The sequence below is a fragment of the Morganella morganii H1r genome (assembly GCF_000633515.1).
GTDB classification, from domain to species: Bacteria; Pseudomonadota; Gammaproteobacteria; order Enterobacterales; family Enterobacteriaceae; genus Morganella; species Morganella morganii_B.
Map to the genome: position 1 here is coordinate 39,545 of NZ_AYMP01000035.1, position 24,298 is coordinate 63,842.

General features: G+C 53.7%; 19 protein-coding genes and 3 tRNA genes. 15 read left to right on the forward strand and 7 right to left on the reverse strand.

Annotated features, from left to right (window positions below):
* The first annotated feature begins 364 nt into the window (after positions 1-364).
* On the forward strand, positions 365-2,965 hold the full coding sequence (locus U868_RS0118690; RefSeq protein ID WP_025154624.1) for a class I adenylate cyclase: 2,601 nt from the start codon (positions 365-367) through the stop codon (positions 2,963-2,965).
* Positions 2,966-3,003: 38 nt separating this feature from the next.
* Here U868_RS0118690 and cyaY read toward each other — a convergent pair whose 3' ends face one another.
* The gene (gene cyaY, locus U868_RS0118695) at positions 3,004-3,321 is read right to left on the reverse strand and encodes an iron donor protein CyaY (RefSeq protein WP_025154625.1); all 318 of its coding nucleotides are present in this window, start codon (positions 3,319-3,321) and stop codon (positions 3,004-3,006) included.
* A gap of 79 nt (positions 3,322-3,400) precedes the next feature.
* On the opposite strand from cyaY, the gene lptM reads away from it, so the two are divergent.
* From lptM to corA, 7 genes are all read left to right on the forward strand, one after another.
* Entirely contained in the window at positions 3,401-3,580 is a 180-nt protein-coding gene (gene lptM, locus U868_RS0118700) for an LPS translocon maturation chaperone LptM (protein ID WP_025154626.1), read from the forward strand.
* 44 nt (positions 3,581-3,624) lie between these two features.
* The gene (gene dapF, locus U868_RS0118705) at positions 3,625-4,449 is read left to right on the forward strand and encodes a diaminopimelate epimerase (RefSeq protein WP_025154627.1); all 825 of its coding nucleotides are present in this window, start codon (positions 3,625-3,627) and stop codon (positions 4,447-4,449) included.
* A gap of 24 nt (positions 4,450-4,473) precedes the next feature.
* A complete protein-coding gene (locus U868_RS0118710; protein ID WP_025154628.1) occupies positions 4,474-5,184 on the forward strand; it encodes a DUF484 family protein in 711 nt (236 codons plus the stop codon).
* Positions 5,181-6,098, forward strand: a complete 918-nt coding sequence (gene xerC / locus U868_RS0118715) for a tyrosine recombinase XerC (RefSeq protein WP_025154629.1) — start codon at positions 5,181-5,183, stop codon at positions 6,096-6,098. Before U868_RS0118710 ends, xerC begins: the two co-directional genes overlap by 4 nt.
* Complete coding sequence (gene yigB, locus U868_RS0118720; protein WP_025154630.1) at positions 6,098-6,814, forward strand: 5-amino-6-(5-phospho-D-ribitylamino)uracil phosphatase YigB; 717 nt, start codon at positions 6,098-6,100, stop codon at positions 6,812-6,814. Before xerC ends, yigB begins: the two co-directional genes overlap by 1 nt.
* Positions 6,815-6,900: 86 nt before the next feature.
* On the forward strand, positions 6,901-9,072 hold the full coding sequence (gene uvrD, locus U868_RS0118725; protein ID WP_025154631.1) for a DNA helicase II: 2,172 nt from the start codon (positions 6,901-6,903) through the stop codon (positions 9,070-9,072).
* Between the two features lie 112 nt (positions 9,073-9,184).
* Positions 9,185-10,135, forward strand: a complete 951-nt coding sequence (corA, locus tag U868_RS0118730) for a magnesium/cobalt transporter CorA (RefSeq protein WP_025154632.1) — start codon at positions 9,185-9,187, stop codon at positions 10,133-10,135.
* Positions 10,136-10,144: 9 nt separating this feature from the next.
* Here the strand turns inward: corA and U868_RS0118735 are convergent, their stop codons facing one another.
* Together U868_RS0118735 and rarD are read right to left on the reverse strand one after the other, a co-directional pair.
* Entirely contained in the window at positions 10,145-10,654 is a 510-nt protein-coding gene (locus U868_RS0118735) for a DedA family protein (protein WP_025154633.1), read from the reverse strand.
* Between the two features lie 52 nt (positions 10,655-10,706).
* Positions 10,707-11,603 carry an EamA family transporter RarD gene (gene rarD / locus U868_RS0118740; RefSeq protein ID WP_025154634.1) on the reverse strand — a complete coding sequence of 299 codons (897 nt, stop codon included), beginning with the start codon at positions 11,601-11,603 and terminating at the stop codon, positions 10,707-10,709.
* Positions 11,604-11,970: 367 nt separating this feature from the next.
* Between rarD and recQ the strand changes: the two genes are divergently transcribed.
* From recQ to yigL, 3 genes are read left to right on the forward strand one after another with little or no spacing between them, the layout of a single operon-like run.
* Positions 11,971-13,797 (forward strand): ATP-dependent DNA helicase RecQ, encoded by a 1,827-nt coding sequence (gene recQ / locus U868_RS0118745; RefSeq protein WP_025154635.1) that lies wholly within the window; start codon positions 11,971-11,973, stop codon positions 13,795-13,797.
* Positions 13,798-13,808: 11 nt separating this feature from the next.
* A complete protein-coding gene (pldB, locus tag U868_RS0118750; RefSeq protein WP_080694392.1) occupies positions 13,809-14,810 on the forward strand; it encodes a lysophospholipase L2 in 1,002 nt (333 codons plus the stop codon).
* 21 nt (positions 14,811-14,831) lie between these two features.
* On the forward strand, positions 14,832-15,635 hold the full coding sequence (gene yigL, locus U868_RS0118755) for a sugar/pyridoxal phosphate phosphatase YigL (RefSeq protein WP_025154637.1): 804 nt from the start codon (positions 14,832-14,834) through the stop codon (positions 15,633-15,635).
* Positions 15,636-15,706: 71 nt separating this feature from the next.
* On the opposite strand, the gene U868_RS0118760 is transcribed toward yigL, so the two are convergent.
* From U868_RS0118760 to rsgA, 4 genes are all read right to left on the reverse strand, one after another.
* Positions 15,707-17,017: an amino acid permease gene (locus U868_RS0118760; RefSeq protein WP_036412103.1), complete on the reverse strand. Its 1,311-nt coding sequence runs from the start codon at positions 17,015-17,017 to the stop codon at positions 15,707-15,709.
* 378 nt (positions 17,018-17,395) lie between these two features.
* The gene (gene mscM, locus U868_RS0118770) at positions 17,396-20,758 is read right to left on the reverse strand and encodes a miniconductance mechanosensitive channel MscM (RefSeq protein WP_025154639.1); all 3,363 of its coding nucleotides are present in this window, start codon (positions 20,756-20,758) and stop codon (positions 17,396-17,398) included.
* 12 nt (positions 20,759-20,770) lie between these two features.
* Positions 20,771-21,706, reverse strand: coding sequence for an archaetidylserine decarboxylase (gene asd / locus U868_RS0118775; RefSeq protein WP_025154640.1), 936 nt, complete (start codon positions 21,704-21,706; stop codon positions 20,771-20,773).
* Positions 21,707-21,795: 89 nt separating this feature from the next.
* Positions 21,796-22,845, reverse strand: coding sequence for a small ribosomal subunit biogenesis GTPase RsgA (gene rsgA, locus U868_RS0118780; protein WP_025154641.1), 1,050 nt, complete (start codon positions 22,843-22,845; stop codon positions 21,796-21,798).
* A 164-nt stretch (positions 22,846-23,009) separates the two neighbouring features.
* Here rsgA and orn point away from each other — a divergent pair, with 164 nt between their 5' ends.
* From orn to U868_RS0118800, 4 genes are all read left to right on the forward strand, one after another.
* Entirely contained in the window at positions 23,010-23,555 is a 546-nt protein-coding gene (gene orn / locus U868_RS0118785) for an oligoribonuclease (protein WP_025154642.1), read from the forward strand.
* Between the two features lie 215 nt (positions 23,556-23,770).
* Positions 23,771-23,846: transfer RNA gene (locus tag U868_RS0118790), tRNA-Gly, on the forward strand.
* Positions 23,847-23,882: 36 nt separating this feature from the next.
* Positions 23,883-23,958 (forward strand) — tRNA-Gly (locus U868_RS0118795).
* 33 nt (positions 23,959-23,991) lie between these two features.
* A tRNA-Gly gene (locus tag U868_RS0118800) sits at positions 23,992-24,067 on the forward strand.
* The last annotated feature ends 231 nt before the right edge of the window (positions 24,068-24,298 follow it).

The following is a 24,298-nucleotide window of genomic DNA, read 5'->3' on the forward strand; positions in this document are numbered from 1 at the left end:
TGAGCACACCGGGTATGAGTAAGTAGCATTACTTTTTTGGTTAAAAAACAGGCGAAAACAGGCGCGCACAGAATTTCCCGGATATTTCCTTAGATTTTTTGTGTGTATCACGGTGATTTTCAACGAAAATATATATTTTACAACTAGTTATCCGGGTGATAACAACTTTGTGTAATCGTGCCTTTTTTAGTGCGAAGCTTTACCCTTTGCCCCGAAGGTGTTAGATTGATCACGTTTCCGGCAATTTAACTTTGGTTCGATTCTTATCATTTTTCAGCATTAGATTATCAGTCTGTATTCATATACGTATAAAGCCGGGCATCAGGTCGTTTCCAGTTACATGAAATAAAATCAGGCGAATCCTTTGTATCTTTATATTGAAACACTCAAGCAGCGTTTGGATGCAATAAATCAGCTCAGATCAGAGCGCGCGACCATCGGGATGAGTCGTGCGTTTAAAGACGTGTACAGTCTGTTGCCGGTACTGTTGCATCATCACCATCCGGATATGCCGGGCTATATGCCGGGTAATGTACCGCACGGTGTCTGTTTCTGGGCGTCCGATGATGACCAGTCACACTGGCTGGCGGAATTTTCCCGTCAGCACGGCGGGTGTCTGCCGTGCAATACCGGCGGGGAACTGCCGATTACCGGTATTTATTCCATGGGCAGTACCTCATCTGTCGGGCAAAGCCACTCTTCTGATCTCGATATCTGGGTTTGTCATCAGTCCTGGCTTGATCACGATGAAAAACAGAATCTGCGCCGCAAATGCACACTGATTGAAGAATGGGCTGCGGCAAAAGGTATCGATGTCACCTTCTTCCTGATTGATGAAAACCGTTTCCGTCATAATGCCAGCGGCAGCCTCAACGGTGAGGACTGCGGCTCGACCCAGCATATTTTACTGCTCGATGAATTTTACCGGACCGCTGTGCGGATGGCCGGTAAGCGCCTGCTGTGGACCATGGTCCCGGCAGAAGAAGAACATCACTATGATGAATATGTTCTTTCCCTTTATGCGCAGGGTGTCTTAACCCCGAACGAGTGGCTGGATCTGGGCGGACTGGGCGAACTGTCGGCGGAAGAGTATTTCGGTGCCAGCCTGTGGCAGCTTTATAAGAGTGTGGATTCCCCGTATAAAGCCGTGATCAAAAGTTTACTGCTGGAAGCTTACTCGTGGGATTACCCGAACGGGCAGCTTCTGGCTACCGAGTTTAAAAAGCATCTGCATGCCGGTGAGATTGTTCATCACGGCCTGGATGCTTACGCGATGATGCTCGACCGCGTCACCCGTTACCTGAAAGCTATCAATGACGAAACCCGTCTTGACCTGATCCGCCGTTGTTTCTATCTGAAAGTCTGTGAGAAACCACCTGCGGATGTCAGTGAACGCGCATCCTGCGGTTGCTGCGGCTGGCGTTGTCAGGTGTTGTCTGAGATGGTGAAAGGCTGGGGCTGGTCCCCTGAACGGCTGGCGGTGCTGGATCGCCGCAATGCCTGGAAAATTGAGCAGGTGCGGGATGCTCACAATGAACTGCTCGATACTATGATGCAGAGTTACCGCAACCTTATCCGCTTTGCACGCCGCAATAATCTGAGTGTCAGTGCCAGCCCGCAGGATATCGGCGTGCTGACACGAAAATTGTATGCCGCGTTCGAGGCACTGCCGGGGAAAGTCACCCTGGTCAATCCGCAGATTTCACCGGATCTGTCAGAAGAGAATCTGACTTTTATCTATGTTCCGCCGGGCCGTGCCAACCGCAGCGGCTGGTACCTGTATAATCAGGCGCCGACAATCCATACCATCATCGGCCATCAGCCGCTGGAATATAACCGCTATCTGAATAAGCTGGTTTCCTGGACTTACTTCAACGGCCTGCTGACAGACAGAACCCGCGTCTATATTCATAACGGTGAATCACATTGTGATGAGCAGAAACTGCACGAGCTGGTGCATGATGTGTCACAGAATTTCCCTATCCGTCTGCCTGCCCCGACCCCGCGCGCGCTGTACAGCCCGTGTGAAATCCGCCATCTGGCGATTATTGTCAATCTGGAGCAGGATCCGACTGCAGATTTCGCCGAGCAGGTCGTGCATTTCGATATGAGCAAGCTGGATGTGTTCAGCTTCGGTCAGGAGCAGAAATGTCTGGTCGGCAGCATTGATCTGCTGTACCGCAATTCCTGGAATGAAGTGCGCACACTGCATTTCAGCGGCGAACAGTCTGTGCTGGAAGCCCTGAAAACCATTCTCGGCAAGATGCACCAGGATGCCGCGCCACCGTCCGGTGTGGAAGTGTTCTGCTACAGCCGCCACCTGCGCGGGCTGATCAGCACCCGCATCCGCCAGCTGGTTTCCGAATGTATTGAGCTGCGCCTGACCACCAACCGTCAGGATCCGGGCCGCTTTAAGGCACTGCGCCTGGCCGGTCAGACCTGGGGGCTGTTCTTTGAGCGCCTTAACGTCTCGGTGCAGAAACTGGAAAATGCCGTGGAATTCTACGGTGCGATTTCCAACAACAAACTGCGCGGGTTTCCGGTGAAAATCAGTACGGAAACCGGTCATCTGCCGGATGTGGTGGACGGCTATGCCAGCGAGGGAATTATTCAGTTCTTCTTTGAAAACCGTGATGATAACGGCTTCAATATTTATGTACTGGATGAATCAAACCGGGTGGAAATTTATTCCGGCTGTGAAGGCAGCAAAGAAGATCTGATCCGGGATGTCAGCCGGTTCTATTCCTCTTCCCATGACCGCTTTACATACGGCTCCAGCTTTATTAATTTCAATCTGCCGCAGTTTTATCAGATCCTGAAAACGGACGGTAAAACACAGGTCACGCCGTTCCACAGCACGATGTTCTCCCAGCCTGTTACGGAAGAGCCGCGTGATGCCCCGTATCCGGATTTCCGGGCGGATATCCGTCCGTTACAGTATCAGGCCGCCGGGCAACGCGGCTGACACGCGACGGCACAGGTTCTGTGCCGTCAGTCTGATGTTCAGAAGCTGAACGGTTCGCCGCTCTGCTCGCTGATGGCCTGTGCCAGCATGGTAAACAGCTCGCCGCCGCTGCGGTCACAAATCCATTTATCTGATTTCAGATCAAAATGATAGCCGCCGTTGCGCGCCGCCAGCCAGATCTGATGAAATGCTTCCTGCTTGTTGATGATAATTTTTGAGCCGTTTTCAAAACTCAGTGTCATCACTCCGCCGTTGGTTTCGCAGTCAATATCCGCATCGCCGTCGTAATCATCTAATTTTGCTTCAATATCCTGCAGCAGTGTATCCGCTGTCTGATGAAATTCTGTATCGTTCATTGTCATTTCCTATTTGCTTTTCGACATCTAACTGCGATTATAGAGGGTATTGACTGATGATTAACAGGCATGACTGTAAATGAAGAAAAAAATGATCTGTGCGGTATCCGCCGTGATGCTGCTGACCCTGTCCGGCTGCGGACTGAAAGGCCCGCTTTACTTCCCGCCGGAAGAGCCTGCCGCCGCGAAAAGCGTCCCTGCCGCAGAGCAGTCTGCGGTGCAGACTGACAACGCTGAGACCGGCAAAACGCAAAAATGATCACCGGATAATCCCGGTTACTGAGGCGCAAACAGGATCTGAACATGCAGTTCACCAAAATGCACGGCCTGGGTAATGATTTTATGGTGGTGGACGCCGTCACCCAGAATATCTATTTTTCTCCGGAGCTTATCTGCCGTCTGGCAGACCGGCACACCGGTGTCGGCTTTGATCAGCTGCTGGTGGTGGAAGCCCCCTATGACCCGGAACTGGATTTTCACTACCGCATCTTTAACGCTGACGGCAGTGAAGTGGCGCAGTGCGGCAATGGCGCACGCTGTTTTGCCCGGTTTGTCCGCCTGAAGGGGCTGACCAACAAGCGGGATATCCGTGTCAGCACGCAATCCGGGCGCATGGTGCTCACGATCGCCGATGATGATAATGTCCGCGTGAACATGGGCGTGCCGGTGTTTGAACCGGCGCTGGTACCGTTCCGCGCGGTCAAAGAAGAGAAAACCTATATTATCCGCGCTGCGGAACGCACTGTTCTGTGTGGTGTGGTGTCGATGGGCAATCCGCATTGTGTTATCCAGGTGGAGAGCACGGAAACCGCGGAAGTTGAGGTTATCGGCCCTGTTCTGGAAAGCCACGAGCGTTTCCCGGAGCGGGCAAACATCGGCTTTATGCAGATCCTGTCGCGTGACCATATCCGTCTGCGGGTGTATGAGCGCGGTGTCGGTGAAACACAGGCCTGCGGCAGCGGTGCCTGCGCGGCGGTCTCTGTCGGGATACGCCAGGGGTTGCTGGCAGAGAATGTACAGGTGGATTTACCCGGCGGCACTCTGTTTATCAGCTGGGAAGGGGAGGGAAAACCCTTGTTTATGACCGGCCCGGCCACGCATGTATATGATGGTGTTATCCATCTTTAATCATCATAAAGAGGATAAATAGCAATGGACAGTCAACAGGATACCGCAGTATTCGCCGCCCCCGGAGAGCCGGATGATGCGGCAGTGCTGGCGTATCTGAAAGCACATCCGGATTTTTTCATCCGCAATGCCGCGCAGCTCACTGAGATGACCATCCCGCACCCGGTAAAAGGTGCGATCTCTCTGGTGGAATGGCAGCTCGGACGCCAGCGTGAGCGGATCGGCACACTGACCGGTGATCTGATGCAGCTGATGATACAGGCCCGCGAAAATGAACACCTGTTTTCACGTCTGCTGAAACTGCTGGCATCACTGTCCGCTGCCACTTCTCTTGATGATTTTTCCGAACGCCTGAATCAGTGGGCGAAAGGGCTGAAACTCAGTCATGCCAAAATCCGTCTGTTTACCGACAGCTGGCGGCTGGGCGCACCATTCCGTCATCAGGATCTGGCCTTGTCCCGCGCACACTTTGAAACTATCCGCCTTTCCCGTTTCGGGGATCACAACCATTATCTCGGGCAGCTGACGGCCCCTGAAATTCAGCTGCTGCTGCCGGACAGTGCATTTATCGGCTCAGCGGCGGTATCGCTGCTGGGCGGACAGCATGATCTCGGTGTGGTGATTTTTGTCAGCCGTGACAAGCAGCACTATCAGAAGGATATGGGCACCGCCATGCTGGAACATATCGCGTATTTCCTGCCGCAGCTGCTGCAACGCTGGGTGGAACTGGCATGACAGACAGCACGGCGGATGATCTGCTGGTCACGGCAGAGCAGTTTCTGCAGTATCTGCGGGTGGAGCGCCGGTTAAGTCCGGTCACGATTACCAATTACCGCCGTCAGCTCACCGCGCTGGCGGACATGATGGTCAGCAGCAAACTCCGCAGCTGGGCGCAGCTGGAACCGGCAACCGTGCGGATGCTGGCCGCGAAAAGCCGCCGCAACGGGCTGCAGCCCGCCAGTCTGGCGCTGCGTCTTTCCGCCCTGCGCTCCTTTCTTGACTGGCAGGTCAGTAACGGCCTGCTGCCCGCCAATCCGGCGAAAGCGGTCAGCGCCCCGAAACAGGGACGGCATCTGCCGAAAAATATGGATGTGGATGACATTGCCCGGCTGATGGATATCAGCAGTAATGATCCGCTGACAGTGCGTGACCGTACCATGCTGGAAGTGATGTATGGTGCGGGGCTGCGTTTATCTGAACTGGTCGGGCTGAATACCGGGGATTTTGATCTGGCCACCGGTGAAGTACGGGTGCTGGGGAAGGGCAGCAAAGAGCGCAAAGTGCCGCTCGGCAAAACAGCGGTGTCTTGTCTGGAACGCTGGCTGCCGCTGCGTGAACTGTATGACCCGGAAGACCGGGCCGTATTTATCTCCACCAAAAGCGGTAAGCGGATCTCAGCGCGTAATGTGCAGAAACGGTTTGAATACTGGGGTCTGCATCAGGGGCTGAACAGCCATCTGAACCCGCATAAGCTGCGCCACTCCTTTGCGACACACATTCTGGAATCCAGCGGCGACCTGCGCGCCGTGCAGGAATTGCTGGGGCATGCTAATCTGTCCACCACGCAAATCTATACCCATCTGGATTTTCAGCATCTTGCCAATGTGTATGATGTTGCACATCCGCGGGCCAAACGAGGAAAACCGTAATGCGTTTTTACCGCCCCCTTTCACCTGTCCGCGCCATGACGTTCGATCTTGACGATACGCTGTATGATAATCGTCCGGTGATGGATAAAACCGAGGAGGAGGTCATTGCGTTTATCCGTCAGTATGATCCGCGTTTCAGTGACTTACCGGCTGACTATATTAATGTGTTCCGTGACCGGATCCGCCGTCAGCAGCCGGCGATTTTCCATGATGTCAGCCGCTGGCGTCTGCTCTCCTGGCGCACCTTTTTCCTGCATTACGGCTATACCGCTGCCCGTGCTCAGGCCGGGGCGGATGCGGTGATGGCGCATTTTGCGCAGTGGCGCAGCCGTATTGATGTACCGCAGTCCACGCATGATACGCTGGCTGCACTGGCGGCAAAAATCCCGCTGGTGGCGATCACCAACGGCAATATGGAGCCGGAAAAATGCGGGCTGGCGGATTATTTTGCTTTTATTCTCAAAGCCGGTCCTGACGGGCGCGCCAAGCCGTTCTGCGATATGTACCGCACGGCGGCGCAGCGGCTGGCTCTCCCGGCAGAAAATATTCTGCATGTCGGTGATAACCTGAATACCGATGTGGAAGGTGCGCTGTGCAGCGGTATGCAGGCCTGCTGGATCAACCCCGGCGGACGCGATGTTTATCACGACCCGGAAACCCGCCTGCTGCCGCATATTGAAATTACACAGTTGGATTCTTTAACCGGACTGTTATAATTTTATCTGTATAAAAAACCAGTTCTTCCGGATCCGGCTGTCCGGAAGCCGCTTTTTCTTTCGCGGCGCTGCCGCACAAAACACTGATGGAAATTATGGACGTCTCTTATCTGCTTGAAAGCCTTAATGATAAACAGCGCGAAGCGGTGGCGGCTCCCCGCTCAAACATGCTGGTGCTGGCGGGTGCCGGTTCCGGAAAAACCCGGGTGCTGGTGCACCGTATCGCCTGGCTGCTGGCAGTGGAGAATGCGTCTCCGTTTTCCGTGATGTCAGTGACCTTTACCAACAAAGCGGCGGCGGAAATGCGCCACCGTATTGAAGAGCTGGTCGGCACCAGTGAGGGCGGGATGTGGATCGGGACGTTCCACGGCCTGGCACACCGCCTGTTGCGCGCGCATCATCTTGATGCCGGATTACCGCAGGATTTTCAGATCCTCGACAGTGACGACCAGATCCGCCTGATCCGCCGCCTGATCAAAGCCATGAATCTCGATGAAAAACAGTGGCCGGCCAAACAGGGCTGCTGGTATATCAACGGCAAAAAAGATGAGGGGCTGGGGCCTCAGCACGTGGAGAGCTACGGCAACCCGGTGGAAGCCACCTGGCTGCGGATCTACCAGGCGTATCAGGAAGCCTGTGACCGCGCCGGGCTGGTGGATTTCGCCGAACTGCTGCTGCGCGCACATGAACTGTGGCTCAACAAACCGGCGATTTTACAGCACTACCGCGACCGTTTTACCAATATCCTTGTGGACGAATTCCAGGACACCAACAGCATCCAGTACGCCTGGGTGCGTATGCTGGCGGGGGATACCGGCAAAGTGATGATTGTCGGTGATGATGATCAGTCTATCTACGGCTGGCGCGGGGCGCAGGTGGAAAACATCCAGCGCTTCCTGAAAGACTTCCCGGGCGCGACCACTATCCGCCTCGAACAGAACTACCGTTCCACCAACAATATCCTGAAAGCGGCAAACGCCCTGATCTCGCACAACAGCGACCGGCTGGGGAAAAACCTCTGGACGGACGGCGAGGATGGCGAACCTATCTCCCTGTATTGTGCCTTTAATGATCTGGATGAGGCGCGCTATGTGGTCGGACGCATCAAACAGTGGCATGAAAACGGCGGTGCGCTGGCGGACTGCGCGATTCTCTACCGCAGCAACGCCCAGTCCCGTTTACAGGAAGAGGCACTGTTGCAGGCCGCGCTGCCGTACCGTATTTACGGCGGTCAGCGCTTCTTCGAGCGCCAGGAAATCAAAGATGCACTCGCGTATCTGCGCCTGATTTCAAACCGTCACGACGATGCCGCATTTGAGCGCGTGGTGAACACCCCGACACGCGGGATCGGCGACCGCACCCTGGACGTGGTGCGTCAGACTGCCCGTGAGCGGGAACTGACCCTCTGGGAAAGCTGCGGTGTGCTGCTGGAAGAAAAAGCACTGGCGGGACGCGCTGCCTCCGCGCTGGGACGTTTCCTCGAACTGATCAATCTGCTGGCACAGGAAACCGATGGCATGCCGCTGCATGTGCAGACTGACCGCGTGATCCGCGATTCCGGTCTTCGGGCACACTACGAGCAGGAAAAAGGGGAAAAAGCCCAGGCGCGGATCGAAAACTTAGAGGAACTGGTGACCGCAACCAACCAGTTCAGCTATCAGGATGCTGATGAAGGGCTGACGCCGTTACAGGCATTTCTGTCCCACGCCGCGCTGGAATCCGGCGAAGGTCAGGCGGATCGCTATCAGGATGCCGTCCAGCTGATGACACTGCACTCCGCCAAAGGGCTGGAGTTTCCGCAGGTCTTTATCGTCGGGGTGGAAGAGGGCATGTTCCCGGGTATGATGTCGATGGAGGAGAGCGGTCGTCTGGAAGAGGAGCGGCGGCTGGCTTATGTCGGCGTGACCCGCGCCATGCAGAAGCTGACCCTGACCTATGCCGAAACCCGCCGTCTGTACGGTAAAGAAGTGTATCACCGGCCATCCCGTTTTATCGGTGAGTTGCCGCCGGAGTGTGTGGAGGAAGTGCGCCTGCGTGCCGCCGTATCCCGCCCGGTCAACCATCAGCGGCTCGGCACACCGATCACCGCCAATGACAGCGGCTATACCCTCGGGCAGCGTGTCCGTCATCCGAAATTCGGCGAGGGCACCATCATCAATATGGAAGGCAACGGTGAGCATACCCGCTTACAGATAGCTTTCCAGGGTGAAGGGATCAAATGGCTGGTGGCCTCCTACGCCAAACTGGAAAAACCCTGATTTCCCGCAGAGTAAAGTGTTAACCGGGGAATAACCGGTTGACACTATTTTTCATCTGCGCATAACATGCGCACACTTTTTCTTTTCCTTTCGTTTCCGGAGGCCGCACACCATGCTGAGCGCATTTAAAGTTGATAATAAGCGTTTGCAACGTCTTGATTTAGAAGAGGGCGACGCCCTGACAGATGCGCTGTGGGTGGATATTTCGGAACCGGAAGAGCATGAACGGCAGCTGATCCAGACGCAGTTCAACCAGGAACTGGCAACCAGCCCGGAACTGGACGATATCGAAGCCTCCGCACGTTTCTTTGAGGACGATGACGGGCTTCACGTCCACTCCTTTTTCTATTACGAAGATGCGGACGACCACGCCGGAAACTCCACTGTGGCATTTACCCTGCGTGACGGGCGCTTATACACGCTGCGCGAGCGGGAACTGCCTGCTTTCCGCCTCTATCGCATGCGTGCCCGTAAACAGACCATGCAGGACGGCAACGGTTACGAAATCCTGCTGGATCTGTTTGAAACCAAAATCGAGCAGCTCGCGGATGAAATCGAAAACATCTACAGTCATCTGGAAACGCTCAGCCGGGCGATTATGAAAGGCAAACAGGATGATGAGTTTGATAAAGCGCTGTCTGCCCTGGCCGAGCAGGAAGATATCGGCTGGAAAGTCCGTCTGTGTCTGATGGATACCCAGCGTGCGCTGAACTTCCTGGTCCGCCGTACCCGTCTGCCGGCCAATCAGCTGGAGCAGGCGCGTGAGATCCTGCGCGATATCGAATCCCTGCTGCCGCACAATGAATCCCTGTTCCAGAAAGTGAACTTCCTGATGCAGGCGGCAATGGGTTTTATCAATATCGAACAAAGCCGCATTATCAAAATCTTCTCCGTTGTTTCCGTAGTATTCCTGCCGCCGACACTGGTGGCATCGAGTTACGGGATGAACTTCAAATTTATGCCGGAACTGGACTGGTCGCTGGGGTATCCCGCTGCGATCGGGGTGATGGTTGCCGCTGCACTCGCGCCGTATCTTTATTTCAAACGCAAGAACTGGCTGTAACAGCCTTCCTCAGAAAAACGTGAATTCAATGCCCTTTGCAATCAGCATGTAAAGGGCGGTCCAGACCCCGGCGGACAGCAGACAGGTCACCAGCACGCGGGTTTGTGTAAAACGCAGCAATCCGGCCGCCATCGGGATCAGATAGCGCAGCACCGCAATAAACCGTGAGGTAAACAGGATCAGCAGCCCGCTGGTCTGAAGCCGTGCCTGGGCTTTGCCGAGGGCGGTTTTATATTTCGCCATCAGCCCCGGAAAATAGTTGCGGGTGATAATCAGACGCCCGAGATAATACGAAATCATCGAACCACAAGCGGCACCCAGCGTAATTACCAGCCAGATAATCACCACCGGAACGACCGGAAATGCCAGCGTCACCACCGTCATCAGCATGACCGAGGCGGGCGGCAGGACGGAAGAGAGAATAATCGTGGATTTGCTCAGGGCGATAACAAACAAAATGGCCAGCAGCCAGAGCGGGTGGCCGTGCAGTACCGCCAGATGATGCGTGATCCAGTCCATCGTTATCCTCCCGGTGACAGCACCGGCACATCCGGCGCTGTCTCACAGGATATCACGCTTTTTTGTAGCGGTGGCGCTGGGTGTACAGCGCATCCAGGGTAAAGACAATCAGTCCCGCCCAGATAAAGGCGAAAGTGATCAGCCGTTCGGCGGAAATGGCCTCGCCATACGCGGTGGTCGCCAGCACAAACATCAGGGTCGGGCCGATGTACTGGAAGAAGCCGAGCGTGGAGAGACGCAGATGGTTAGCGGCCTCAGTAAACAGCAGCAGCGGCACGGTGGTGATAATCCCGGCGGCAATCAGCAGCAGATTCAGGGTCAGGCTGTTCATGGTCATATTGCTGGTAGCGCTGTTGGCGAAGAAAAGCAGATAAATACCGGCAACCGGCAGCAGCCACAGGGTTTCCACCAGCATACCGGCCTGGGCATCCACCCCCAGCTTTTTACGCAGCAGACCATACAGACCGAATGTCATGGCCAGACTCAGCCCGATCACCGGCACGGTGCCGAACTGCCAGAGCTGGATCAGCACGCCGGTAAAGGCGAGACACACCGCAAACCATTGCAGGCGGCGGAAACGCTCACCGAGAAAGAGCATCCCGAACAGAACGTTTACCAGCGGGTTAATAAAATACCCGAGACTCGCTTCCAGCATATGGTTGTGGTTTACCGCCCAGATATAGATCAGCCAGTTTGAGGCGATGATACAGGCGGTCAGCGCGAGGATCATGATTTTCTTCGGCTGGCGGATAATCTGGCGGATACGCGGCCACTGGCGTGACACGGTGATCAGCAGGATCATAAAAAAGAATGACCAGATAATCCGGTGTGTCAGGATCTCATCCGCAGGCACCTGTTGGATCAGTTTGAAATACACCGGGGCAATACCCCAGATAAAGTAAGCGCCGAGAGCACAAAGGACGCCTTTTACGGTCTGTTGCTGGCTCATGATAGTCCAAGTCTGAAAGAAAAAAGAAAAGAAGATACCTGCCGGAGCGATCACTTTCGCAGTGCAATCACATCACATTGAAATTATATAGTTACAACGTGATTAATCACGTCATTAATTAATTATTCGTAAAATGTGATCGCCTGCGATACGCCGGATGGCGGCAAAGACGTTAAAAAGATGTGAAAGTGTAACGCGCATCACAAAATTACACCAGCAGCTGTGCGCAAAAAAACTCAGCACCGACCGAATATTATCACCGTCCGTGCGGATAGTCTGTTATCTGATGGCAAACTGAGCTAGCATAGAAGCATCTTTTTACCGGCAGAATGCACTGCCCGGATTTCTGTTTCACCTGAGGAGCTGCGTGTCTACCGCCGAAGTCATCAATACCCTGCCCGACGCTGACGCTATCCTGCGCCAGGTCTTTGGTTATCAGCAATTTCGTGCCGGACAGTCCGATATTATCGGTACCGTCACCGGCGGACGCGATTGTCTGGTGGTCATGCCGACGGGCGGCGGAAAATCACTGTGTTATCAGATTCCGGCACTGATGCTGCCGGGGCTGACAGTGGTGGTGTCACCGCTGATTTCCCTGATGAAAGATCAGGTCGATCAGCTGCGCCTGCTGGGGGTGGAAGCCGGTTATCTGAACTCGGCGCAGACCCCGCAGGAACAGCAGAAGGTATTGGAAGGCTGTCACAATAACCGCATCAAACTGCTGTATGTGGCACCGGAACGCCTGCTGATGGGCAGCTTTATCCGTCAGTTACAGCAGTGGCAGCCGTCGTTGCTGGCGGTGGATGAAGCGCACTGTATCTCTCAGTGGGGGCACGATTTCCGGCCGGAATACTGCGCGATAGGCGAGCTTCGCCAGCATCTGCCGGGTGTGCCGGTGATTGCCCTGACAGCCACCGCCGATAACACCACGCGCTCTGATATCTGCTCGCGGCTGTGCCTCAGTGATCCGCTGATCCACATCAGCAGCTTTGACCGCCCGAATATCCGCTACACGCTGGTGGAAAAATATAAAGCATTTGATCAGCTGTGGATGTTTGTCCGTGGTCAGAAAGGCCAGTGCGGCATTATTTACTGTAACAGCCGTAATAAAGTGGAAGATGTCGCCGCCCGTCTGCAAAAACGCGGGCTGAGTGTCGCGGCCTATCATGCCGGCCTGGATAATTCACAGCGTGAATGGGTTCAGGATGCCTTCCTCAAAGATAACTTACAGGTTGTGGTTGCCACGGTGGCGTTCGGGATGGGAATCAACAAATCCAACGTCCGGTTTGTCGCGCACTTCGATATCCCGCGCAATATTGAATCCTATTACCAGGAAACCGGCCGTGCCGGACGTGACGGGGTCAGTGCGGAAGCGGTTCTGTTTTATGACCCGGCGGATATGGCGTGGCTGCGCCGCTGTCTGGATGAAAAACCGTCCGGGCCGCAGAAAGATATCGAACAGCACAAGCTGAATGCCATGGGCGCGTTTGCCCAGGCGCAGACCTGCCGCCGTCTGGTATTGCTGAATTACTTCGGCGAGAACCGCCAGACACCGTGCGGCAACTGCGATATCTGTCTGGATCCGCCGAAACAGTATGACGGGCTGGTTGAGGCGCAGCAGGCGCTGTCCTGCATTTACCGCGCCGGGCAGCGTTTTGGTCTGGGGTATGTTGTGGATGTGCTGCGCGGCTCGAATAACCAGCGGATCCGTGAATACGGACACGACAAACTCGCGGTTTACGGCATCGGCAAAGACAAAAGCCAGGAACACTGGGTGAGTGTGCTGCGTCAGCTGATCCACTTAGGGCTGATAACGCAAAACATTGCCAATTATTCTGCGTTACAATTAACCGAATCCGCCCGCCCGGTTCTGCGCGGCGAGGTGCCGCTGCAACTCGCGGTGCCGAGGATCCAGAATATCAAGCCGCGTCAGACTGCCCGCAGTTACGGCGGTAATTACGATAAAAAACTGTTCGCAAAACTGCGTAAACTGCGCAAATCCATTGCGGATGAGGAAAATATTCCGCCGTTTGTGGTGTTTAACGATGCCACACTCATTGAAATGGCGGAACAATGCCCGGTCAGGGCAAATGATTTACTCTTGATAAATGGCGTCGGAGAGCGGAAACTGGAACGATTCGGCGATGCATTTATGGCCCTTATCCGCGAACATCTCACCGGATTTGACGACTAAAGGAGCACCCTATGCTGCCACCGGATACCCTGAAAGCAAGCTGGCTGGAACGCGAAGCGGAATATTCTGCCTTTGTGAACGGCCCGTTACTTGATTTCTGGAACCGGCGGGATGAGCGGACATTTCAGGGCACGGATGATGTCACTATCCGCTATGTGCAGTTTACTGATCCTGCCCATGACAAAGTGCTGGTGATCAGTTCCGGGCGCAGCGAAAGTTACGTCAAATATCCGGAAGTGCTGTACGATTTTTTCCACCTCGGTTTTGATGTCTTTATTATGGATCACCGGGGGCAGGGGCTTTCCGGGCGGATGCTGGATGATCCGCAAAAAGGCCATGTCGAGCGTTTTGACGACTATATTGATGATTTTTCTCAGTTCACCGGCATCGCGCTGGCGGAGAAAAATTACGCTTACCGCTATGCACTGGCACACTCGATGGGCGGTGCGATACTGAGCGGTTATCTGTTACGTGAGCCGGACACCTTCCGTGCTGCGGTATTATGTGCCCCGATGTTCGGCATCAATTTACCGATGCCGATGTGGCTGGCGAATATGATTGTGAACCGGGCCGATAAACGGCCGTCGGAACGCAATGAGTATGCGGTATCAACCGGGAAGTGGCAGCCGTTGCCGTTTTTAATCAACATGCTGACCCACAGTTACCCGCGGTACCGGCGTTACCTGCGCTGTTATGCTGACTATCCTGCTTTACGTCTCGGCGGACCCACGTATCACTGGTTACGCGAAAGCATTGATATCGGGCAGAAAATAATTGCGCAGGCGGGAGAGATAAACACCCCGCTGATGGTGCTGATGGCATCAGAAGATAAGGTGGTGGACAATCGGGAGTTGCTGGCTTTCTGCGAAAACCGCCGTAAAGCCCGGACAGGACAAGAAGAAGAACATATGCCTCTGACGTTTGAGGGAGCTTATCACGAGATCCTGTTCGAAGAAGACGCATTGCGCGCTGTCGCGCTCAATGCGATTTGTCATTTTTTCGGACTCCACTAATCAATTTTCAGGAATTTGCATATGTATCATGTGGTTGCTTCAGATTTAGACGGAACGTTATTATCACCTGCCCACAGTTTAACCCCCTACACCAAGGAAACCCTCCGCCTGCTGACCATCAATAAAGGCGTGCATTTTGTGTTTGCCACCGGCCGCCATCATGTGGATGTGGCGCAGATCCGTGATGCGCTGGGGATTGATGCGTTTATGATCACCTCCAACGGCGCGCGGGTGCACAACACCAAAGGCGAACTGGTATTCAGTCATGATGTGGACCCGGATGTCGTCCGCGAGTTGTGTCTGATGGAGTTTGATAATCCGGATATCCTCACCAACTATTACCGGGGTGACGGCTGGATGATCAACAGAGAAAGTCCTGAACAAAAAGAGTTTTTCCAGGAATCTGTTTTTATGTATGAACTGTTTGACCGCAATGATTTTCCGGTTGATCAGGTCTGTAAAGTCTACTTCACCTGTGATGACCACGAGAAACTTGTCGCGCTGGAAGCCAAAATCCGTGTGCGTTTCGGTAACAGAGTGAATGTCAGTTTCTCGCTGCGCAGTTGTCTGGAAGTGATGGCCGGGGGCGTTTCAAAAGGTGAGGCACTGCAACAGGTTGCAGAATCACTGGGTTACCGTCTGAATGATTGCATTGCTTTCGGTGACGGCATGAATGACCGCGAAATGCTGGAAATGGCCGGAAAAGGCTGCATTATGGCGGGAGCGCATCAGCGTCTGAAAGATATTCTGCCGGAAATGGAAGTGATTGGCTCTAATGCGGATGACGCGGTTGCTCATTATCTGCGCCGGTTATATCAGCAGTAAGTTTTATATTCAGATCAACAAAAGGGCGCCGGAAAATAAATCCGGCGGTTTTTTTGTTTCTGAGTGTATTATCAGGAAAATGCCAGGAACGGCGACACACAGAGCAGCAACCCGGTAAAAATAATCAGATACAGGGAGATGCCTTTATATTTATGCAGCACCGGGACTTTATAAACCAGATAAGCAGGAATCAGGCAACCGACCATCCCGAAAATCGGACTGCATATTGAGGTAAAGCTCAGCACCGGTGCGTTGAGAATAATGGCGCCCCAGGCCAGCAGCACCGCAAATACCATAATGCCGTATTTCACGAGGGTTTCATTAATCCATTCAGCAGGCATTATGCGCTGCAGAATATTCATCACAATCCCTTGCGTGGCTTCGCGGAACCCGAGATATACCCCGAAAAATGCCGTCATAACCGCAAAAATATTCAGCATCACGCTGACCACTGTTACCCAGCCGCCGGGGAAGAATTTAGCGGCGATTGCCAGCGCGGAAATATTCTGCTGATAAGCTTTAACCGCCTCGTCATGACCCATTGCCAGGGTAAAGGAAACGGCATAGAAAAAGACAGTACAGAACAGGATAATAAAGGCGATATTCATTGCCCGCAGGGCTTTAAAGCGGGCCACTTCCCGGTTTACATTCTGATTACGGAATGAAATGACCATCGGGCTGAGAGTCTGAATAAACAGAATGGATGTCAGGGTAAACGGCAGTGTAATAACCGCTTCTTTAATTAAACGGCCGGCAGGCGGCAGTGAGCCGATATTATACAGGTGCCACATGCCCACCATCGATATACCGAGTGCGGCGACAATAAACAGTTTGGTCAGTACCATAAAACCGGATAGCTTAAATAACAGCTTTTCGCCGCGTGAAGAAATAGCAACCAGCAGACAAATCAAAATTAATCCGTACCACGGGCTGTCGGATAATAATCCTTCTGTCACACCGAAAGTCCGGAAATAAGACGCACTGTCATTTGTGATGGCGGTGGAATAAACAAACATCCAGATCACCAGCATAATAAAATACAGCGCCCCGAGTAAAATTCCCCAGTTTTTACCGAGATAACCGGTAATCACACCCGGGTAGTCTTTACATTCCGGGGATTCCGCGAGGGTGTTAATAAATAACCGCTGGAACAGATACATGGCGGGATAGCCGATAACGGAGGACAGCAGGAAAACCCATAACCCCATCAGACCGACCTGAACCGGTAAGAAAACAATACCCGCGCCGATAGCCATCCCGATGCTCATAATAACCCAGCCGATGTCAGTACCATCAAATTTGGTCGCTGCCCGCCACTGTTCTTCACTCATTCCTGCATTTGCCGCTGCGGAACGTGTTGTATTTATCGCCATAAATAACATCCTTAATGTTTAAATCTTAAACAATGTTGTTCTTAACGGGTGCGATTTAAACAACGTATCGTGTAATAACGTTTTATTATCAGCAGGCTTATTTTTTTAATGTCGTTATCATAAAGGATGCAGATCAGAAAAAATAATGCTTTTCCGGGAGGAAAAATGGCATTCCGGGAGAAAAATATTCTCCCGGACAGTAATAATCATGATTAAACGTGGTCTGAAGCAAACGGCACAATCATTAATATTGCTTATTACGTATAAATTTACGTGAAGAAGTGATTTTATAAAAAATGAGAGCCCGGTGGCATACGTGATATTGTCCCCCGGAAATGAACAAAGTGTGAACTGCTCCTGTCGTCTCTCCGGGTCGGTTCTGTGATATCACAACGCCCCTGATTTCCGTGACGGGTTACGGCCCGACAGATTTTTTGTGCCGCTGCGCAGAATATTCCCCACCATATCCACCCGTGCTTCAAACGGCGGGAACGGCAGGATGATATTGTTTTCCGCGAAGCTGCGCAGGATATTTTGGTGGATCTCATGACGCGCCGGCAGGCGGTGCCCCATTTCAGCGGCGTAGGCGCGCAGTTCAAAGATCTGAATACCCTGTTGTAAATCAACCAGGTAAGCTTCCGGGTTTGGTGTGTCCAGAATCATTGCCGAGTCCTGTGCCGCCATCAGCAGCAGAATGGTGACCTGCTCCGGATTGGCTTCCGCCGGGACCGGGATGGTCAGGACGATACGGGTGACGGTATCCGAGAGCGACCAGTTGATAAACTGCTCGGTAATAAAGGCTTTGTTCGGAACGATAATCTCTTTGCGGTCCCAGTCTGTCAGCGTGGTGGCGCGGGTGTTGATGCGCGTGATGCTGCCGGTCAGGTCACGGATAGTCACGGTATCGCCGATACGGATCGGTTTTTCGAACAGGATCATCAGGCCGGAAACAATGTTGGCGAAAATCTCCTGTAAACCAAAGCCCAGCCCGACCCCCATTGCGGTAACAAACCACTGCATTTTCGACCATTCAATGCCGATCAGTGAGAAGCCGATAATCCCGCCGACCAGTGTGATCGCGTATTTGGTCAGCGTAGTGATGGCGTAACCGGTACCGGGGGTCAGATCCAGATGCTGTAACAGCGCCAGCTCCAGCAGTGCAGGGAGGTTCCGCACCAGCTGCGTGGTGATGATAATGACCAGAATGGCGACAAAAACCGAGTTGAGTGTGATGGGCTGGAGGGTATCCACGCCGTTAATGCTGCTGCTGACATCCCACAAGCGGATATTTTCCATAAAGGAGAAGGCGGTGTGCAGTTCAGACCAGAGCAGAATACAGGATACCAGGGCAATCATGGTCAGAATGGAGCGGACCAGCCCGACTGACTGCGCACTGATAGTATCGAGGTCAATGACCTGTTCTTCAATATCAATCACACCTTCCGCGCTGTTGGCATTGCTGTTGACGCCGCTGTCATCATCACTTTTTGCCCGCTGGGCCAGGATTTCAGCACGGCGCTGTTTGGCGCGTTCAAAGGCGATACGACGGCGCTGGATCAGCATCCAGCGGGTGATGATGTTATAGATCACCAGCAGCATAAACCAGATGGCGACCGAGGTTTCCAGGCGGCCGAGCAGCGCCTGTGAGGTCGCGAGATAGCCGAGCAGAGCGGCAATCGCTGCCACAACCGGTGCCAGCAGGAGCAGCCACCACATCCCTTTGCTGACGGCATTGTCGCCGCTGCCGTGGCGGTCAAGATAGAGCGGAACCCCCGCACGGCGCAGGCTGCTGGTAATGATAAACAGCGCGGCACACAGCAGCAGGAAGCAGAGGCGGCCGAGTGTCGGGGCAAACTCCCGGTCATTGAAATATTCAAAGGTGGTCATTGCCATCATCAGCGGCACAATGACAAAAATAGAAAGCTGATAGAAACGCATTGCCCGTTTAACGCGGGCTTCCGGCCAGCGGAACTGTGCGATAAACAGCCCGTTAGGCCGGGCAAAGGTCGCACAGAACATAAACAGCCACAGCACCGGTGTGGTGGCGCTGACACCGTCACCGATCGCTTTTGCCATCGGGTACTGCCAGGCATTCTGTAACCCGTAGCCGATAGCGGACCACAGTACCGGCAGCGGCAGAGAGACAAGCACAGACCAGAACAGGGTGCGCAGGGTGATAGAGAAGCGATCCAGTGTCACTTTGCCGATGCGCTGACTGGTTCTGTCCAGAAATGCCTGATAATGGCGGCGGTAGTTCAGGCCGAAAATCGCCAGCAGCAGGGTGCTGATAATATAGAGTGAAATCTCTTTGTTCTGCCACGAGAACATGGTTTTAAATGCACCGCCGAGCTGCGCCAGGGTATCCAGTGACAGCAGTTTGGTCAGGCTGGTCAGTACCTCAATCGGGTAATTGAGGTAAACCGGTGTGGCATCCGCCACCCAGAACAGATAGCGGTGGGTGTCGTCGCGGACTTCAATCAGCACATCACTGAGCTGACTGGTGGTTACTTTGAGCTTGGTCAGCTCCAGAATTTCGGTATCGTAACCGGAGAGCAGGGAGCCGAGCAGCTCTTTACGGTTCTGGATCAGCTGCTGGTAGAGCGAGGCCTGATCCGCCGGGAGAGCGGCTGTCTGTGACGTATCCGGTTCATTATTATTACCGGACAAGGCATCTAGCATATTTTCATATTTCAGACGCTCAACACGCAGGTCTGTGATCTCTTTATCCAGCTGCTGTGGTTTCGGCATATCCGGCAGGCGGCTGAGCTGGGCGCGCAGGGCTTCTCCCAGTGCGGTTGAGCCGTTCAGCCATTGTGCCTGCTCCTGAATGGTGCTGAGCACCTGGCGGGCTTTCTGGATATCGGTCGCCGCCTGGCGCTGCATCTCCCCGATATCACTCATGTGCGCGGCCTGATCATTCAGTACCTGCGACAGCTCGCGGTTGATATCAATCTGTTCTTTCAGGTACGGCGGTAAATCACCGGCCTGTTCGGCCAGCATTTCGGTGCGCTCCAGCGCCAGTTCCGCTTTCTGCTGACGTTTGCCGTTAAGCACACTGCGCAGCTGCTGAAGTTCGAGATCCAGCCGCTGATAGCGTTTACGCAGCAGTTCGAGGCGGATACGGGTCAGTTCCTGGCGGTTATTGGCAGAAAGTTGTGCCAGTTCCAGCTCATTGACCGTTGCCTTACGCGCCCGGACTTCTGCGGCGGCCAGCGTGGCCTGAGCCTCGGCAAGCGGGGTCAGCGGGGTTGCCAGTCCCTGCTGGCGGGAGGTGGCTTCATTCAGGAGACGGCGGGCTTCAGACTGCTGCTGGGGCAGGAGAGTCAGGGAATCGCTGATTTCGCGGTTTTTGTCCTGCTCCTGCTGTAACAGCCGTCCCTGCTCCAGCAGTTGTCCGCTGAGCTGAATAACCTGCTGCTCAAGATCGCTGATAGGGCGGGCGGTCAGAATTTTGGCCGGGGAATCACTCTCTTCCAGCAACTGCTGGCGTAACGCCCTGACCAGCTTCGGGAAGTTATCGATGGTGTCCTGATAGCTCTGTGCCCGTTCATTTGCGGCTTTGCTGTCTGCCAGCCAGTTCAGGGTCGCCTGTAACGCCTGCGCCATCTCAATATCTTTCGGATCTTTGCTGTTCTCAATCCGCTTCAGTTCCTGGCGGATTAGCGGCTCGTTAATATCCGATGCCGCATATACCGCTGTCAGCGGGGAGAAAAGAAAAACCGCCAGTAAAAATGAGATAATCAGGCGCACAGGGGAGAGTCCTCAGTGAGTGGCAGCAGTGTCCGGTTGTGACGGACTTACAGGGCTTTCTTCCGCGCAGGCGGCATCATCTGCGGTGATGCGGGTGGCCAGCAGTTCACCCATGCGGGTGGAAACGCCGTTTGCCAGTGCGCTGTTCAGTGCAACGGTATCCGCCGGGAACAGGTTGATCACGGTGGAGCCGAGCTTAAAGCGTCCCATCTCTTCGCCTTTTTTCAGGTTTACCGCACAGACACTGTCGTGTGCCGGGTAAGTCCAGCGGCGGACAATCCCTTCACGCGGCGGTGTGACCATACCGCACCAGACGGTTTCCATACTGCCGACAATTGTGGCACCGACAAGAATCTGTACCATCGGGCCGAAATCCGTGTCAAACACACAGATCAGACGCTCGTTACGGGCGAACAGATTCGGCACATTGGCGGCGGTCAGCGGGTTAACGGAGAACAGATCGCCCGGGACATAGATCATTTCGCGCAGATGACCGTCACACGGCATATGCACGCGGTGGTAGTCACGCGGAGATAAGTAAGTGGTGACAAACTGCCCGTTGCGGAACAGATCCGCCAGCTGCCAGTTTCCGGCGAGCAGGGCTTCCAGGGTGTAGTTATGCCCTTTGGCCTGTAAAATCTGATCGTCACGGATAAGCCCCAGCTGACTGATGGTGCCGTCAGCCGGCAGTGCCAGGGTGTCGCTGCCCTGTACGACCGGGCGGACTTCCTCTTTCAGCGCGCGGATAAAAAACTCATTGAAGGTACTGTAAGCGATAAATTCGCTCTCTTTCGCTTCCTGCATATCCACTTTGTAGGCTTTGGCGAATGCTTTGATCGCCAGCTGTGTCAGCCAGCCAAGTTTTTTGTTGGCAAAGCGGCCCGCCAGCTGAGTAAGACACTGTTTAGGCAGCAAATATTGTAATTTTATTTTAAGAGTATCCAGCACATCGACCTCTGGTATTGTTTGTTATCTGCCGGTTTTTCCGGCGAATTCTGAACAAAAGGGGGCTATTGTACCTGTGCTTATTGCGCTTGTCAGTCTTCACCGGCCGTAAAATTACGGCGTGGCTTGACCTGTGCCATACTTTCCAGAATGCGGTGATAATTTTCAAAGCGTTCCGCACTGATTTCGCCGTTCTCCACAGCTTCGCGCAGCGCACAGCCCGGGTCATCCCCGTGTTTGCAGTCACGGAATTTACAGCCGCCGAGATAATCGCGGAACTCCGTATATCCCTGAGTGACCTGCTCCGGTGTCAGGTGCCACAACCCGAATTCACGCACTCCCGGTGAGTCGATCACATCCCCGCCGTGCGGAAAATGATACAGCCGTGAGGCGGTGGTGGTGTGCTGACCCAGCCCGGAAACATCAGAAACGTTATTCACCAGGATATCGGCGTTTTCCGGCAGCAATGTATTGAGCAGGCTGGACTTTCCGACACCGGATTGTCCGGCGAAAATGGAAATACGTCCGGCAAGTGCCGCCGTCAGTGCATCAATCCCCTCGTTGGTGTGGCCGGATACTTCCAGCACACGGTACCCGATATTACGATATATATTCATTAAATCATTGACCAGGTCGCGGCTTTCGTCATTCAGCAGGTCAATTTTGTTGAGGACAATCAGCGGTTCCACACCGAGTGTTTCGCAGGCGACCAGATAGCGATCAATAATATTGAGTGATAATTCCGGTAAAATCGCGGAAACAATCACGATTTGGTTGATATTGGCGGCGATCGGTTTTAAACCGTCATAAAAATCCGGCCGGGTCAGTACCGATTCACGCTCATGTACCGCTTCAACAATGCCGTTAACACGGCCTTCCTCGTTATTCTGTAATGCAGCACGCCAGACCACACGGTCACCGGTGACCAGTGATTTGATGGTGCGGCGAAGGTTGCAGCGCTGTACCGAGCCGTCAGCGGCTTCAATATCCGCATGCTGCCCGAAGCGGCTGATTACCTGTCCTTCCTGAGTCTCACCGAACAGGCTGTCCTCAGGCTCCGGGCGGCTCTCTCTGCGCAGTTTGCGCTGCTGGTTTGCCTGAACACGCCGTACCTGACCTTTGGAAAGTTTTTGTTTAGCCAACGAAACCTCGTCTGTTTTGACACCACGTAAAGAAGAAAGTGCCCGCCGGGGTGACTCGCGGCAGGGCGGATTACGCGCTATGATACACCATTCATTTTACCCGTCATCATTCAATCCGTGTGAACAAAAAACAGGCGGACACTCAGGTAACTATAGGATACAACATGGCTAAAAGTGAACAGAACCTCATCTGGATTGATCTGGAAATGACCGGACTTGACCCGGAACGTGACCGGATTATCGAAATCGCCACCATTGTGACGGATGCAAACCTGAATATTCTGGCGGAAGGCCCGGTTCTGGCGGTACATCAGTCTGATGAACAGTTAGGTCTGATGGATGACTGGAATGTCCGCACACACGGTGCCAGCGGGTTAACTGAACGTGTCCGTGCCAGCACGTATTCTGATGCTCAGGCCGAGCAGGCGACTATCGCGTTTCTGGAACAGTGGGTGCCGCAGGGGGTTTCTCCTATCTGCGGCAACAGTGTCGGCCAGGATCGTCGCTTTCTGTTCCGTTATATGCCGGCTCTCGAGCAATATTTTCACTACCGTTACCTGGATGTCAGTACCCTGAAAGAGCTGGCCCGCCGCTGGAAGCCGGAAGTGCTGGACGGCTTCACCAAGAAAAACACCCATCAGGCGCTGGATGATATCCGCGAGTCAATTGCGGAACTGGCTTACTACCGCGAAACCTTTATCCGCCTGTGATAAAAAAAGGGTGGCTGATTTTCAGCCGCCGACCGGTTAATATGAGTTCAGGTTGCATGTTTTATAGCATATTTGCCGGTTTTATCGGCATCTGAACAAAAAAATTCATTTTTTCGTGCCGGAGGGCTTGCCAGAAAATGAATTTTTCGTATAATGCGCTCCCCGTACCGAGATAGATTTTCAATCGAAATCGGTGCGTGCAAATTGCAAAATATGCGGGAATAGCTCAGTTGGTAGAGCACGACCTTGCCAAGGTCGGGGTCGCGAGTTCGAGTCTCGTTTCCCGCTCCAATTTTGCAGATTGTCAGGTAATATACCGGTTGTGACGCGGGAATAGCTCAGTTGGTAGAGCACGACCTTGCCAAGGTCGGGGTCGCGAGTTCGAGTCTCGTTTCCCGCTCCAATTTTCAGATGGCCGGATATATACCGTTGTGATGCGGGAATAGCTCAGTTGGTAGAGCACGACCTTGCCAAGGTCGGGGTCGCGAGTTCGAGTCTCGTTTCCCGCTCCAATCTCTTTCTTCTCTTCAGTCCTCCCGAATATTAATTTCTGAATACTCCTTTGCGTGATTTCTGTTACCGGTTCTGCCGGGAAAACTGCTGTGCGGTGCAAATAATCATCAGTCACAGGTATCCGCAGCCCAAAACCGGTCACACTGAACTTTTGCTGATAATTTAATCTGTTAGATGACTTTTTTTCGTAAATGCAGGGAAAAGGCTTGCTAATCCCGGCGTGGTGAAAT

Coding starts and splice junctions, on each gene's coding strand:
- cyaY (WP_025154625.1), bottom strand. CDS start 3,321: ATGAACGATACAGAATTTCATCAGACAGCGGATACACTGCTGCAGGAT.
- lptM (WP_025154626.1), top strand. CDS start 3,401: ATGAAGAAAAAAATGATCTGTGCGGTATCCGCCGTGATGCTGCTGACC.
- dapF (WP_025154627.1), top strand. CDS start 3,625: ATGCAGTTCACCAAAATGCACGGCCTGGGTAATGATTTTATGGTGGTG.
- U868_RS0118710 (WP_025154628.1), top strand. CDS start 4,474: ATGGACAGTCAACAGGATACCGCAGTATTCGCCGCCCCCGGAGAGCCG.
- xerC (WP_025154629.1), top strand. CDS start 5,181: ATGACAGACAGCACGGCGGATGATCTGCTGGTCACGGCAGAGCAGTTT.
- yigB (WP_025154630.1), top strand. CDS start 6,098: ATGCGTTTTTACCGCCCCCTTTCACCTGTCCGCGCCATGACGTTCGAT.
- uvrD (WP_025154631.1), top strand. CDS start 6,901: ATGGAAATTATGGACGTCTCTTATCTGCTTGAAAGCCTTAATGATAAA.
- corA (WP_025154632.1), top strand. CDS start 9,185: ATGCTGAGCGCATTTAAAGTTGATAATAAGCGTTTGCAACGTCTTGAT.
- U868_RS0118735 (WP_025154633.1), bottom strand. CDS start 10,654: ATGGACTGGATCACGCATCATCTGGCGGTACTGCACGGCCACCCGCTC.
- rarD (WP_025154634.1), bottom strand. CDS start 11,603: ATGAGCCAGCAACAGACCGTAAAAGGCGTCCTTTGTGCTCTCGGCGCT.
- pldB (WP_080694392.1), top strand. CDS start 13,809: ATGCTGCCACCGGATACCCTGAAAGCAAGCTGGCTGGAACGCGAAGCG.
- yigL (WP_025154637.1), top strand. CDS start 14,832: ATGTATCATGTGGTTGCTTCAGATTTAGACGGAACGTTATTATCACCT.
- U868_RS0118760 (WP_036412103.1), bottom strand. CDS start 17,017: ATGTTATTTATGGCGATAAATACAACACGTTCCGCAGCGGCAAATGCA.
- orn (WP_025154642.1), top strand. CDS start 23,010: ATGGCTAAAAGTGAACAGAACCTCATCTGGATTGATCTGGAAATGACC.